The sequence below is a fragment of the Streptomyces sp. NPDC097640 genome (assembly GCF_040302705.1).
Lineage (GTDB): Bacteria > Actinomycetota > Actinomycetes > Streptomycetales > Streptomycetaceae > Streptomyces.
Window position 1 is genome coordinate 275,239 of the sequence record NZ_JBEOSB010000007.1, and the last position, 12,885, is coordinate 288,123.

General features: G+C 70.3%; 13 protein-coding genes. 3 read left to right on the forward strand and 10 right to left on the reverse strand.

Translation table 11 applies throughout. The features are described 5' to 3' along the window. Window positions 1–59: 59 nt before the first annotated feature. The 7 genes from ABTY62_RS13515 to ABTY62_RS13545 all read right to left on the reverse strand — a co-directional run bounded on the left by ABTY62_RS13515 (window position 60) and on the right by ABTY62_RS13545 (window position 6,522). Window positions 60–875, reverse strand: coding sequence for a F0F1 ATP synthase subunit delta (locus tag ABTY62_RS13515; RefSeq protein WP_352129567.1), 816 nt, complete (start codon window positions 873–875; stop codon window positions 60–62). Then, window positions 872–1,441: a F0F1 ATP synthase subunit B gene (locus ABTY62_RS13520; protein ID WP_311727897.1), complete on the reverse strand. Its 570-nt coding sequence runs from the start codon at window positions 1,439–1,441 to the stop codon at window positions 872–874. Before ABTY62_RS13520 ends, ABTY62_RS13515 begins: the two co-directional genes overlap by 4 nt. A 40-nt stretch (window positions 1,442–1,481) precedes the next feature. Continuing rightward, entirely contained in the window at window positions 1,482–1,733 is a 252-nt protein-coding gene (locus ABTY62_RS13525) for an ATP synthase subunit C-like protein (protein ID WP_311727896.1), read from the reverse strand. Between the two features lie 78 nt (window positions 1,734–1,811). Continuing rightward, on the reverse strand, window positions 1,812–2,621 hold the full coding sequence (gene atpB, locus ABTY62_RS13530; RefSeq protein ID WP_311727895.1) for a F0F1 ATP synthase subunit A: 810 nt from the start codon (window positions 2,619–2,621) through the stop codon (window positions 1,812–1,814). 264 nt (window positions 2,622–2,885) lie between these two features. Continuing rightward, window positions 2,886–3,341, reverse strand: coding sequence for a Cg1360 family ATP-synthase-associated protein (locus ABTY62_RS13535; protein ID WP_352129568.1), 456 nt, complete (start codon window positions 3,339–3,341; stop codon window positions 2,886–2,888). A gap of 312 nt (window positions 3,342–3,653) precedes the next feature. Next, complete coding sequence (locus ABTY62_RS13540) at window positions 3,654–5,021, reverse strand: MraY family glycosyltransferase (RefSeq protein ID WP_352129569.1); 1,368 nt, start codon at window positions 5,019–5,021, stop codon at window positions 3,654–3,656. Between the two features lie 148 nt (window positions 5,022–5,169). Continuing rightward, entirely contained in the window at window positions 5,170–6,522 is a 1,353-nt protein-coding gene (locus ABTY62_RS13545) for a glycosyltransferase (protein WP_352129570.1), read from the reverse strand. Window positions 6,523–6,667: 145 nt separating this feature from the next. On the opposite strand from ABTY62_RS13545, the gene ABTY62_RS13550 reads away from it, so the two are divergent. Further along, entirely contained in the window at window positions 6,668–7,954 is a 1,287-nt protein-coding gene (locus ABTY62_RS13550; RefSeq protein WP_352129571.1) for a glycosyltransferase, read from the forward strand. A 27-nt stretch (window positions 7,955–7,981) separates the two neighbouring features. On the opposite strand, the gene ABTY62_RS13555 is transcribed toward ABTY62_RS13550, so the two are convergent. Next, window positions 7,982–8,827, reverse strand: coding sequence for a 2OG-Fe(II)-dependent halogenase WelO5 family protein (locus ABTY62_RS13555; protein WP_352129572.1), 846 nt, complete (start codon window positions 8,825–8,827; stop codon window positions 7,982–7,984). A gap of 4 nt (window positions 8,828–8,831) precedes the next feature. Beyond that, on the reverse strand, window positions 8,832–9,041 hold the full coding sequence (locus tag ABTY62_RS13560) for an MbtH family protein (RefSeq protein ID WP_352129573.1): 210 nt from the start codon (window positions 9,039–9,041) through the stop codon (window positions 8,832–8,834). A 307-nt stretch (window positions 9,042–9,348) separates the two neighbouring features. On the opposite strand from ABTY62_RS13560, the gene ABTY62_RS13565 reads away from it, so the two are divergent. Beyond that, a complete protein-coding gene (locus ABTY62_RS13565; RefSeq protein ID WP_352129574.1) occupies window positions 9,349–10,476 on the forward strand; it encodes an aminotransferase class I/II-fold pyridoxal phosphate-dependent enzyme in 1,128 nt (375 codons plus the stop codon). Window positions 10,477–10,481: 5 nt separating this feature from the next. Beyond that, window positions 10,482–11,939 (forward strand): dTDP-4-amino-4,6-dideoxy-D-glucose ammonia-lyase, encoded by a 1,458-nt coding sequence (gene desII, locus ABTY62_RS13570; protein ID WP_352129575.1) that lies wholly within the window; start codon window positions 10,482–10,484, stop codon window positions 11,937–11,939. An 18-nt stretch (window positions 11,940–11,957) separates the two neighbouring features. Here the strand turns inward: desII and ABTY62_RS13575 are convergent, their stop codons facing one another. Continuing rightward, the gene (locus tag ABTY62_RS13575) at window positions 11,958–12,869 is read right to left on the reverse strand and encodes a TIGR03621 family F420-dependent LLM class oxidoreductase (protein ID WP_352129576.1); all 912 of its coding nucleotides are present in this window, start codon (window positions 12,867–12,869) and stop codon (window positions 11,958–11,960) included. Window positions 12,870–12,885: the final 16 nt, after the last annotated feature.

A 12,885-nucleotide genomic window follows, 5' to 3' on the forward strand; every position in this document is an offset into this window, starting at 1 on the left:
GGCCCAACTCGGGCCGCTTACATGCTTGTTGAGTTGGCTTTTGAGTTGGTACGGCCGGGTCAGCCGGCCATCCGCCGGGCCGCCTCGTCCAGGCGCTCGGCGATGGTGCCGTCGATGATCTCGTCGCCGATGCGTACCTCGATCCCGCCGCGGACCGCGGGGTCCACATCCAGGTTGAGGTGCACCTTGTGGCCGTACAGCTTCGCCAGAGCCGCACCGAGACGCTGCTTGTGCCGGTCGCTGAGCGGCACAGCCGACGTCACCACCGCGACCAGGCGGTCGCGGCGGGTCGCGGCGAGCCGCGAGAGGCCCTCGAGCCCCGCTTCCAGGCTACGTCCCCGCGGCTGAGTCACAAGACGGCTGACCAGCCGCTCGGTGGCCGGATTGGTCCGGCCGCCCAGCAGCTCGCGCACCAGCGCGACCTTGGCCGAGGTGGTCGCGACCCGGTCGGTCAGCGCGGACCGCAGCTCGGTGGAGGAGGAGATGATCCGGCCGAACCGGAACAGCTCGTCCTCGACGTCGTCCAGGGCACCGGCCCGCTGGGCCGCGACGAGGTCGGCGGAGGACGCCAGCTCCTCGATCGCGTCCACCAGGTCGCGCGAGCGCGACCAGCGGGACCGGACCATTCCGGACACCAGGTCGACGGTCTCGCCGCCGACCTGCCCGGTCAGCAGGCGCGCGGCCAGCTCGGCCTTGGCCTCGCCGGGCTGCGCCGGGTCGGTGAGGACCCGGCGCAGCGAGACCTCGCGGTCGAGCAGCGCGGTGACGGCGGCCAGGTCGTCCGCGAGCTTCACGGCGTCGACGGAGACGCTGTCCGTCAGCGCGTCGAAGCGCTCGCGTGCGGCGGCCTGTGCCTCCCGGCTCGCTCCGTTCATCGGCCGGCCTCGGCCTTCGTCTCGGCCGCGGCGTCAGCCTTCGTCTCGAGCTCGTCGAGGAACCGGTCGATGACGCGGCCCTGGCGGGCGACGTCCTCGAGGGACTCGCCGACGATCTTGCCGGCCAGGTCGGTGGCGAGCTTGCCCACGTCCTGGCGCAGCGTCTGCGCCGCCTGCTTGCGGTCGGCCTCGATCTGGGCGTGGCCGGCGGCGATGATCTCCTCACGCTGCCGCTGGCCTTCCGCGCGCATCTCGGCGATGAGCGCGGCACCCTGCTCCTGCGCCTCCTGGCGCAGTCGCGCGGCCTCGTGACGGGCGTCGGCGAGCTGGGCGCGGTAGTCCTCGAGGACCTGCTGGGCCTCGGCCTTGCGCGCGTCGGCCTCCTCCATGCCGCCCTCGATCGCCGCACGGCGCTCGTCCAGAACCCGGTTGATGTTCGGGAGGAGCTTCTTGCCGAGGAAGAAGAAGACGATGGCGAAGGCGATGAGGCCGATGACGAGTTCGGGAATCGGCGGGATGAGCGGGTTCTCCGGCTTGTCAGCCGCCAGGGTCACCAGGGCGTTCACATCATTGCCTTTCGTCCGGGGGACCGGTCAGCCGCCGCGGTCACTTGTAGGGGTAGACGAACGGCATGACCAGACCGATCAGGGCGAGCGCCTCACAGAGAACGAAGCCGAGGATCTGGTTGGCGCGGATCAGACCGGCCGCCTCGGGCTGCCGGGCAAGCGCCTGGGTGCCGTTGCCGAAGATGATGCCGACGCCCACGCCGGGGCCGATGGCCGCGAGGCCGTAGCCGATCGAACCGAGGTTGCCCTTGAGCTGGACAGCGTCGGCAGCGAGGGTCTGGAGAGCGGACATGCCGTTTCTTCCTTCTCTTTCACGGACCGGTGGGGGTTGGCCACCGGACGCCTGTTTGGGACGGGACTGGCCGGTGGCTCAGTGGTGCTCGGCGAGAGCGCCCTGGATGTAGGCGCAGGCCAGCAGGACGAAGACGTAGGCCTGAAGGGCCTGGATGAACAGCTCGAAGGCGGTCATCGCGATGACCATCACGAACGAGACGCTCGCGTAGGCGATGCCGATGCCGTTCAGCAGGTACCAGCTGGCGATCGTGAAGATCAGCAGCAGCACGTGACCCGCGAACATGTTGGCGAACAGCCGGACGGCGTGGGTGAACGGCCGGATGATCAGGTTGGAGAGCAGCTCCAGGGCCATGACCAGCGGCAGCACCGCGCCCAGCGACTTGTCGTAGCCGCTGATGTTCTTCAGACCACCGACGAAGCCGTGCTTCCGGAAGGTCAGGCTCACCCACAGGATGTAGACGATCGCTGCGAGGCCGGCCGGGAAGGCGATGATCGACGTCACCGGGAACTGGGCGACCGGAATGATCGACCAGAGGTTCATGATCCAGACAAAGAAGAACAGCGAGACCATGAGGGGGACGTACTTGTCGCCCTCCTTCTTGCCCAGGGCCTCGTAGACGATGCCGCGGCGCACGACGTCATAGCCCGCCTCGCCGATCAGCTGGAGCTTGCCGGGGACGACCTTGGCCCGGCCGAAGGCGGCCCAGAAGAAGCCCACCACGACCACGGTGCTCAGGAGCGCCAGCAGCATCGGCTTGTTGATCTCGAAGCCGCCGATCGTGGCGATCGGCTCGAACGTGAACGAGTGGAGCCCGGGGGCCGGGAAGCCGCACCCTTCGAAGATGTGGCAATCGGTCTCGAAGGCGAGCGTCTGGTCAGGACTCACCGCGAGCTCCTTCAGCGTGGCGCATGGGTACGGCAACCTCGTTGTGTCGGCGCGGCACATGGCCACGGAACGGCACTGGACTGGTCTTACGAATGTGGGGGCGGCTTGTCGGCACAAGTCCGGTGTAGTCGGTGGGCAGCAGCTGCATGGGCCGCCGATTCCGTCCCGTGGAATCCGGGGGTTCAGCCGCCTGCGCCCGCTGTGCCTCAGATGGCACCGGACGATAGCAGGTGAGCGGACGTGCCCTTATACCGGCCCTACAGCTCACGATGGAGACCCGGCGGGAGAAGCCTTCTTCTCCCCCGCCGGGTTCCGTTCGTCTTCCGCTTCCGGCTGCACGTAAAAGATCTTGGCCTTCATGTGCGCGCGGGTCTGCGCGGTGATCCACGTCAGCGTCGCGGCGAGCAGCGCGAAGGCGAAGGCCCTGGTGTTGAACAGCGTGGTGTCCTTGAAGATGGCGAGTACCAATGCCATCAGCAGGAACTGCACGGCATAGAGCGCGAGACCCATCATCTGGAAGATCTGCGGAAGCTTGTTCGCGGTGCGCACCAGCACGATCAGGTCGACGGTCATGATCGCGGTTACCAGGATCGCCCCGAACGCGGCTCCCAACGCGCCTTTGCCACCGGCGAGTACGGCACCGACGACAACGGCGGCGGCGCCGACGGCTGCGGTGGGCACGGCACACTGCAGGAGCGTTCGGGCGTCGTTGGACTGCATGAAAGGGTTCTCCGGCAAGAGTCGGAAGCAACGGTTCGTCGTTGACGAGCGTATCCCCGGAAGTGAAAGGAACCTCACGACGAAGGACAGTCGCACTACGGCCCTTCGGCTCTGGCACCGGGTTTTCGTGAACGGTATCACAAACTATTTGATGAGGTCTTTACCTGCCGAATGTGCTGCACGTCACACGGGAGGGTGAGCCAACCTATCATGCGTTGACGACTGCGAACCGCCCTTTATGGGGCTGTTGCCCGGAAAGCGATAACGGGAAGGCGAAATCGGAAATTGATCACTCGGAGCGCTCGGCGGACCTCACCGAGAGCTACCGATCTTGCCCCGCTGGGTGAAGCGGGAGCGGTCGCCGATCGCGGTGGCCCCATTGATCCCCGCCGGGATCCGGCCCACCGGCTCGCACCCCGGCGCGGGCTCCGGCTCTGCGTCCGGCGCTCCGGCGGATGCCTCCCGCGCGATCTCCCGCGAGGCCGCGGCGACCGGGCCCTTGCGGCGGCGGTACCGCGGCGGAACGAAACTCTCCGCCCAGCGCGGCACCCGCGGGGTGAAGCGCGGCAGCAGCAGGAGGACCAGCCCCGTCGCGCTCAGCGCGACGATCGAGAGCACGAACCACATGCTGACCGAGTTCACCGAGTACGCCACCGCGCCGAAGGCGATCAGCGCCGACCAGAAGTACATGATCAGCACCGCGCGGCTGTGCGAGTGGCCGATCTCCAGCAGTCGGTGGTGCAGATGGCCGCGGTCCGCGGCGAACGGCGACTGGCCCCGCCAGGTGCGGCGGACGATGGCCAGCACCAGGTCGGCGAACGGCACCGCGATCACGGTCAGCGGCAGCAGCAGCGGGATGTAGACCGGGACGGTGGCGTGCACCGCGGCGGTCTCGGAGCCGGCCCACAGCCTCAGCGAGTCCGGGTCCACCTGGCCCGTGACCGAGATCGCGCCCGCCGCCAGCACCAGGCCGATCAGCATCGAGCCGGAGTCGCCCATGAAGATCCGGGCGGGGTGGATGTTGTGCGGCAGAAAGCCCAGGCACATCCCCATCAGGATGGCGGCGAACAGGGTCGCGGGGGCGGCCGACTCCAGCCCGTGGCCGTACCACATGCGGTACGCGTACATGAAGAACGCGGCGGCCGCGATGCACACCATGCCGGAGGCCAGGCCGTCCAGGCCGTCCACGAAGTTCACCGCGTTGATGGTGATCACCACGAGCGCGACCGTGAGCAGCGTGCCCTGCCAGGGCGTCAGCGACACCGGGCCCACCCCGGGCACCGGCAGCCACAGGATGGTGAGGCCCTGGAGCACCATCACACCGGCGGCGATCATCTGGCCGCCCAGCTTGATCAGCGCGTCCACGCCCCACTTGTCGTCCAGCACCCCCAGCAGCCAGATGAGCCCCGCCCCTGACAGCAGCGCGCGCGGCTCGTTGGACAGCTCGAAGGCGCCCTTGAGATTGGTCAGATGCGCGGCCACCAACAGCCCCGCGCACAGCCCGCCGAACATCGCGATACCGCCGAGCCGCGGTGTGGGCTCGCGGTGCACATCGCGCGCGCGGATCTCCGGCATCGCGCCCACCACAATGGCGAACTTACGAACCGGCCCGGTCAGCAGATAGGTGACCGCGGCCGTGATGCACAGAGTCAGCAGATATTCACGCACAGACTGCCCCACAGATGTCGCCGGCCATCTCAGCAACACACACTAGCCGCCTCCGAGGAGTGAGACGGGCCATCGAGGAGGACGTCGGCCTTCCCCGAGTCGGTTCCGGCAAACGCCACGGCGAAGCCGGACGGGACGCATTTCCCGGCGGAACGGACGATCAGGACGACCGGGCCGGTTCGGGCATGGGGTGGCTCCCCCGCTGAATCTCCTCCAATACCCGCACCGCGTTCTCCGCTCCCCTCTCCCCTTTCTCCCCTTTCTCTCCTTCGGCCTTCCGGGCCAGCCGGGCCATCCGGTCGACGGTTCGGGCGATCGCCGGGTCGGTCAGGGCCGTGTCGATGGCGGCGGCGAGGGCGTCCGCGGTGAGATCGCGCTGTTTCAGGGGCGGCGGGGCGACGCCGAGGTCACGCAGGTGGTTCCCCCACATCACCTGATCCTTGTGGAACGGGCAGGTCACCTGCGGGATGCCGGCCTCCAGGGCCACATTGTGGGTGCCGGGCCCACCGGCGTGCACCGCGGCGCGCACCCGGGGGAACAGCCAGTCATAGGGGATGTCGTTCTCGACCCGGATGTGCCGAGGGGGGTCGGCGATGCTGATTCCGCCCCAGCCCGTGACCACCACCGCGCGCACTCCGGTACGCCGCACGGCTTCGAGGACCAGCTGCCCGGTGGCCTCGGGGTCGGTGCCCGAGAGGCTGGCGAAGCCGATGAACACGGGCTTGTCGCCGTCCTCCAGGAAACGCACCAGCTCGGGGGCGGGCCGCCAGCCGTCCTGCCGCGGAAGCGACCAGAAGCCGGTGGTGTGCACCCAGGCGGGCCAGTCCGGCGCCGGCTCGATCACATGAGGGCTGAAGCCGTGCAGGACGGGGGCGGGACTTCCGTCGGCGCGGAACCGGGAATCCAGAAACCCCTCCCGGGGCGGAAGCCCGAGGGTCTTCTCCCGCCAGGTCGAGATCAGGTCGACGAGCAGCGGCTTGAGGGGCTGCCGGGCGGCCCTCTCGTGCTGTTCCAGGTTGTCCGGCCGGGCGTCGAAGGTGCCGATCTCGCTGGGGTACCGGCGGGAGGCGACAAAGTGCGGATAGAGCGTGGCCAGCACGTGCGGGACGCCCAGCTTCTCCGCGATCTGATGCATCACCTGGCGCGAGTGATGGGAGTGGACCACGATGTCGGCCCCGCCCCGGGCCGCGTCCCACAGCTGCTGAAGCAGCACGGGATACGTCTTGGGCATGAATTCGTTGAATATCTTCTCGCGGGCCTTGCGGTACTCGCCGATCTCGCTCTCCGGCCGGTCGCTGTGCAGCAGAATTCTGCGGACATCGGGCCTGGAGAGGATTTTCACGCCTTCATCGGTCAGTGGCTCGAATCGCACGCCGTAGGCGGCCGCGAAGGTGGCGTACATCTGCGGTCCGACCAGCGTGGCGGAGTGGCCCGCCCGATTGAGGGCGTGGGCCAGGGCGAGATATGGCTGGAGGTCCCCACGGGTGCCGTGGCAGTAGATCAGCGCCTTCACGCTCAAAGCCTAGGCCGGGTCCTGGACGGCCGGCTAAACGCGGTCTGGACGCGGCAAGCTGCCTCTTGCCCGCCCGCGCCGCGCCCCGCGACGATGCGTGAATTCGGACGCGACGGACCGGACGCGACAGAAGGGGACCCGCTCCATGAAGGCGCTGGTGTACTGCCATGGAAGCCGAGGCGACGTCGAGCCGTATCTGGCCCTGGCGTATGCGCTCAACGAGGCGGGACATACGGCCGTGCTGGCCGCCCCCGCAGTTTTCGCGCCCTTCGCCGCCGCCTACGGAGTGGAATTCGCCCCGCTGGACGACTGGGCGGTGACCTTGTGGCGGCGCCCCGAAATCCGGCAGCTGCGGTGGACGAGCGATCAGCGGACCCCCGAGACGGAGGCGAAGCGGGCCGCCATCCGGAAAGAGGCGACCGACCGCTATCCGGTGCTGCTGCGCGACATGTGGGAGGCGGCCGCGGCCCACGCGGACGGGCTCGACGTCATCATCCACTCCCAGGCGTCCCGCGAGCAGATCGCCCAGATAGCGGAGCGCCTCGGCGTCCCGAATGTGCTGGCCGTCCTCTATCCGAACTTCGTCGTCTCCCGGGACTATCCGGCCTTCGGCCGTATCTCGGAGGTCTTCAGCGACCGGGAGGACCTGCGCGGCACGGATCCGAAGACCTATATCTCGCCGGAGCTCATCGGGATGATCGCGCACTGGCGGACGGAGACGCTCGGGTTGCCGCCCAGGGAGGGATTCCTGGACTTCCGGCACCGCGCCGACGGAAGCCCGACCCCGGTGCTGCACATCTTCAGCCCGCAGGTCCTCGCGCCGGCCGCCGACTGGCCCGACTGGGTCCACACCCATGGGTTCTGGCATCTGCCGCCCGCGCCCGGCTGGCAGCCGCCGGGCGATCTGATGCGCTTTCTCGACACGGGGGACACCCCGCTCTTCATCGGCTACGGATCCACCCTGAGCCCGGACCCGCGGGCGAACGCGCGTGCCGTCCTGAGCGCGCTCCGCGAGACCGGGCACCGCGCCGTGGTCGTCGAGGGCTGGGGAGGGATCGAGGTCACCGACGCCCCGGACCGGGTCATGGTGGTCAAGGACGTGCCGTACGCCTGGCTGCTGCCCCGGGTGCGGGCGGCCGTGCACGCGGGCGGGCCCGGCACCTACAACGCGGCGCTGCTGGCCGGCGTCCCCCAGGTGATCTGCGCGCTCGAGACGAGCCAGCGGATGTGGGGGGACCATCTGCACCGGCTGGGGGTCGCCCCGGCCCCCATGATGCAGCGCGAGCTGACCGCGGAAACCCTCGCGGCGGCCGTCCGCGAGGCCGTCACCGACCCCCTGATCACGGCCGCCGCGGCCCGGATGGGGGAGGCGCTGCGGGCGGAGGACGGGCCGGGGGCGGCGGTCAGGGTGCTGGCGGAGATCGCGGGGTGAGCCCCCTCCCCCGCCCGCGGGACCCGGTCAGGTCCAGGAGACCACCGTGCGCTCGTCGGTGAACCCGAGGATGCCCGCCAGCGTGGTGCGCCTGCTGCCGGCGCTGGTGTTGGGCTCCACGGCGTGGACGTGGGAACCGTTGAAGACGTACACGTCCCCGGCGTGGATGTCGATCTCCTGGCGCCCGATGCCCTCCAGCATCCGGGGCGGATACGGCGAGCCGGTGTAGTGCAGCCCGAGCCGCCGCTTGCAGGCGTCGTCCGGCTGGATGTTCCAGACCAGCAGCCGGCCGCCGTCGCCGTTCTCCAGGCAGATGTTGAGGGCCGTGACCCGGTGGTCGAGCACCCGCTGGATCTCGAAGTCCGCCTGCCGCGGCTCGGTGCACTGGGAGCGGTCCTCGTGCGGGTCCAGGGCGTAGCGCCCGTCGCCGTGCCAGGACCGCAGCAGCGCGCGGCACGCCCGGCGGCCGTCGTGCTCGGCCTGTCGCACGGTCACCCCGTCGGGGGCGAGCGCCTCGGCCAGTCCCTGGTAGAAGGCGGTCAGCGGGTCGCCGGGGAGGTCGAGCACCCGGTCCAGCGCCGCGGCGGTCCGCTCGGACTCCTCGAGGTAGTCGGCGGTCGTCTTGTGGTAGTGGTACGTGCCCAGGTAGTAGCTCGGGGCCTCGGTGCTGCGCCGCAGCCGGTCGGGGCTGGCCCAGAACCTGGCCGACAGCTCGGCGCAGAGCGTGGGGCCCACCATGCCGCGGAAGACGACGCCCGCGCTGGTGCCCCGCAGGACATCGATCACGGCTTCGGGGCGGAACTCCTGGTACTCGCGGAAGGCGAAGTACCCGGCTTCACCGCTCCAGCCGGTGAGCCTCTCGTCGCCGCTCATGCCGTCAGCCGCTCATCCGCTCGATGAGGCTCTTGGGGCGCATATCCGTCCAGTGCTCCTCGATGTAGTCCAGGCACGCCTGGCGGCTGTCCTCGGGATGGGCGACCGTCCAGCCCTCGGGCACCTCGACGAATTGCGGCCACAGCGAGTGCTGTCCCTCGTGATTGACCAGAACCACATACCGGCCGTCGGGGTTCTCGAACGGGTTCGTCATCCGGCCTCTCCTCAACGTCCGGGAATTTATGCGGCGCTACTTCCACTGAACACCGGATAATGCCCTGGGAATGCCCGGACGGACTGTACTCGACCTATACGTGAAACTGCCCTCGGCCGCGCTCGGATGTTCTTCGCGGATAGCAGCGGATAGCATCTGGCACGGCCGGGAACCGGGTTGTAGGCTGCGGCTGCTGTCACACAGGAATGTTTTACGCCCGGATATCGACCCTGGGAGTGCCGTGAAACGGGGAATCGGCGATCTCGCGCTGTTCGGAGGGCGACCCGCCTTCCTGCATCCGTTATATGTGAGCTCTCCCGGTCCGGTGGACCGTGGCCGGCTGTTCGACCGAATCAACTGGGCGCTGGACAACCGGTGGCTCTCCAATGGCGGGCCGCTGGCCCTGGAATTCGAGGGGCGAATAGCCGAGCTGGCGGGCGTACGCAACTGCGTCTCCGCCTGCAATGCCACCGTCGGGCTCCAGCTGCTGTGCCAGGCGGCGGAGCTCACCGGCGAGGTCATCATGCCCTCGCTGACCTTCGTCGCGACGGCGCACGCGGTGCGCTGGATCGGGCTCGACCCGGTCTTCGTGGACATCGACCCACTGACCGGCCAGGTGGATCCCGCCTGTGTGGCCGAGGCGATCGGGCCGCGGACCTCCGCGATCCTGGCGGTCCATCTGTGGGGGCGGGCCTGTCCGGCGGAGGAGCTGGAGAAGATCGCCGCGGCGCACGGTCTGCCCCTGTTCTTCGACTCCGCCCACGCCATCGGCTGCACCGCGGGCGGCCGCCCCATCGGCGGCTTCGGCACCGCGGAGGTCTTCAGCTTCCACGCCACCAAGGTGGTCAACGGCTTCGAGGGCGGAGCGATCGTCACCGACGACGACGCGTTCGCGCAGCGCCTGCGCTCGCTTCAGAACTTCGGCATCGGACTGCCCCCGGGCGGCAGCCCGGCGGGAGGGACCAACGGCAAGATGAGTGAGGCGTCCGCCGCCATGGCGCTCACCTCGCTCGACGCCTTCGAGCAGGCCGTCGAGTGCAACCGGGCCAACTTCGAGACCTACCTCACGGAGCTGGCCGCGACGCCCGGCATCTTCGTGATGCCGCACGACCGGCGTGAGTCCAACAACTACCAGTATCTGATCGTCGAGCTCGACGAGGACCTGACGGGCCTCGGCCGGGATCTGCTCCTCGAGCTGCTGCGGGCCGAGAACGTCGTGGCCAAGCCGTACTTCTCCCCCGCCTGCCACCAGTTGGAGCCCTACGCGTCCGGGCAGCCGGTCCGTCTGCCGCACACCGAGCGGCTGGCCTCGCGGGTGCTCGCCCTGCCCACGGGCTCGTCCGTCTCCCGCGAGAGCATCCGGCGCATCTGCGACGTCATACGGCTGGCCGTCGCCAAAGGCCCGGAAGTAACCGCCCGTCGGCAGAAGGGGTGACCGAGATGACGGTGGCAAGCGACCCGAGGGCGGAGGCCGTCGCGCGCTGCGCGGCCCCCGGCGGCGACCGGGAGGAGGCCGCCGCGGCCGTGCGGCGGCTGCTGGTGGCCGGCGGCCACTGCCCGCCGGACGAGGCGGACGCCGCCGCCGCGCGGCTGGTGGGCCTGGCCCGGCGCTACGGGAGCCATCCGTTCACCACGCTGGAGGAGGCGCGGCGCGAACTGAGCCTGGACCGGGAGGCGTTCCGCCGGCTGCTGGGGCTGTTCGGCCGCCTTCCCCAGCTGCGCTCCGCGGTGCTCGCGGGGCCCGCCGGGAAGTACTGGTCCAACACCCTGCTGCCGCTGGAGGAGCGCGGGGTGCTGGACGCGGCCTTGGCGGGCAAGCCCCGTTTCCCGCATATCGTGGGCCTGTATCCGGGGCCGACCTGCATGTTCCGCTGCCACTTCTGCGTCCGGGTGACCGGGGCCCGCTATCCGCATGCCGCGCTCGCGGACGGAAACGAGGCGCTGGCCGCGGTCATCGACGAGATGCCCGCCGACAACCCCCAGGGGCTCTATGTCTCCGGCGGGCTCGAACCGCTCACCAACCCCGGTCTCGGCGCCCTGATCAGCCGGGCGGCCGCCCGCGGCTTCTCGATGACCCTGTACTCCAATTGCTTCGCGCTGACCGAGAAGGCGCTCGGCGGGGAGTCCGGGCTGTGGGATCTGGGCGCCGTCCGGACCTCGCTGTACGGCCTGACCGACGACGAGTACGAGGCCACCACCGGAAAGCGGCACGCGTTCCGCCGGGTCGAGGCCAACCTGCGGCGCTTCCAGCGGATGCGCGCCGAGCGCGAGCGGCCGGTGCGGCTGGGGCTGAACCACATCGTGCTGCCGGGGCGCGCGCGACGCCTGCTGGACCTGGTGGACTTCATCGCGGAGCTGGACGCCGCGGCGCCCGAGCGGCCGGTGGACTTCCTGAATCTGCGCGAGGACTACAGCGGCAGGGCCGACGGCGCCCTGTCCCCCCGGGAGCGTGCCGAACTCCGGGAGATCCTGCTGGAGTTCGAGGAGAAGGTGCGGCGGGTGACGCCCACGCTGGACGTGGACTACGGCTACGCCCTGCACGCGCTGAAGTCCGGGGCCGACGCCGAGTTGGTGCGCGTCCGCCCGGAGACCATGCGGCCCGCCGCGCACCCTCAGGTCGCCGTGCAGGTCGATGTGGCGGGCGATGTCTACCTGTACCGCGAGGCGGGCTTCCCCGGCCTGCCCGGGGCCGATCGCTACATCGCCGGGCGGGTGGGGCCCGGCTCCTCGCTGTCGGGTGTCGTGGAGCGCTTTGTGACCCAGCGGGTCCAGGTCGCTCCGAGGCCGGGCGACGAGTACTTCATGGACGGCTTCGACCAGGTGGTGGCGGCCCGGCTGAACCAGTTGGAGGCCGATATCGGCGCCGGGTGGCGGGAGGAGCGCGGGTTTCTGCGCTGAGCCGCGCCGAGACACGGCTCAGGTTCCCGACAGCCGCGCCACGACGGGCTCGAACTCCTCCGCCCGCGCGGCGGGCACCACCCAGTAACTGATGCCGAACCGCTCCCGCCGGGCCCGCAGCCGGTCGCAGATCTCCGGAACCTCGCCCGCGAGCACCACGGGCGAGTCGAGGACCTCGGCCGGCGGCAGCCCGAAGGCCGGGGCCAGCACCCGCTCGGCGTGGTCCCGGCTGTCGCGGACCACGGCGGCGGCGGTGAGCAGGCACTGGAGCTCCAGCTCGGCCAGCCGGTCCCCGGCGTCCTCGCGGATCCAGCGCACCCGCGCATCGAAGCGCTCGGCGCTCGCGTTGGCGCCGAGCGGGACGTCCTTGCGGGCGGAGGAGAGCTGAGCGGTCAGGGAGACGATGTCCGCGTGGCGCACCGCGGTCCGCAGCATGGTCCGGCCGCCGCCGCCCATGACCCACCGGGCCGGGGCGGGGCGCGGCTCGCCGATGGCGCCGGTGACCGAGCAGGCGCCCTTGTCCCACAGCTCCCGCACGATGTGGACGGTCTCCTCCAGCCGGGCGATCCGGGTGGCCGGGGGGTCCATGGGCACCCCGGCGCGCTCGAAGTCGGCGGCGAGCCACCCGGCTCCCAGGCCGATCTCCAGCCTCCCGGGCGCCGCCTGGTCCAGCGTCGCCAGCTCCTTGAACAGCACGGCGGGACGGCGCAGATCGGCCGCGAGCATCAGGGTCCCCAGCGTGAGGCGCGAGGTCCACCCGGCCGCCAGCGCCAGGGAGACCAGCGGTCCCCACCGGTGGTCCAGATGGTCGGGCACCAGCAGGGAGGAGTAGCCGGTCTCCTCGGCCCGCCGGACCAGCCGGCGGAAGGCGGCCAGATCGGGGAACGCTCCGGCCAGGACGCCGAAGCGGAACGGGCGGTGGGCGGTCATGGCCCGGTCCTTTCTG

Excerpts from the sequence above, each read along its gene's own strand:
- ABTY62_RS13515 (WP_352129567.1), bottom strand. The coding sequence starts at position 875 with ATGAACGGAGCGAGCCGGGAGGCACAGGCCGCCGCACGCGAGCGCTTC.
- ABTY62_RS13525 (WP_311727896.1), bottom strand. The coding sequence starts at position 1,733 with ATGTCCGCTCTCCAGACCCTCGCTGCCGACGCTGTCCAGCTCAAGGGC.
- ABTY62_RS13535 (WP_352129568.1), bottom strand. The coding sequence starts at position 3,341 with ATGCAGTCCAACGACGCCCGAACGCTCCTGCAGTGTGCCGTGCCCACC.
- ABTY62_RS13550 (WP_352129571.1), top strand. The coding sequence starts at position 6,668 with ATGAAGGCGCTGGTGTACTGCCATGGAAGCCGAGGCGACGTCGAGCCG.
- ABTY62_RS13555 (WP_352129572.1), bottom strand. The coding sequence starts at position 8,827 with ATGAGCGGCGACGAGAGGCTCACCGGCTGGAGCGGTGAAGCCGGGTAC.
- ABTY62_RS13560 (WP_352129573.1), bottom strand. The coding sequence starts at position 9,041 with ATGACGAACCCGTTCGAGAACCCCGACGGCCGGTATGTGGTTCTGGTC.
- desII (WP_352129575.1), top strand. The coding sequence starts at position 10,482 with ATGACGGTGGCAAGCGACCCGAGGGCGGAGGCCGTCGCGCGCTGCGCG.
- ABTY62_RS13575 (WP_352129576.1), bottom strand. The coding sequence starts at position 12,869 with ATGACCGCCCACCGCCCGTTCCGCTTCGGCGTCCTGGCCGGAGCGTTC.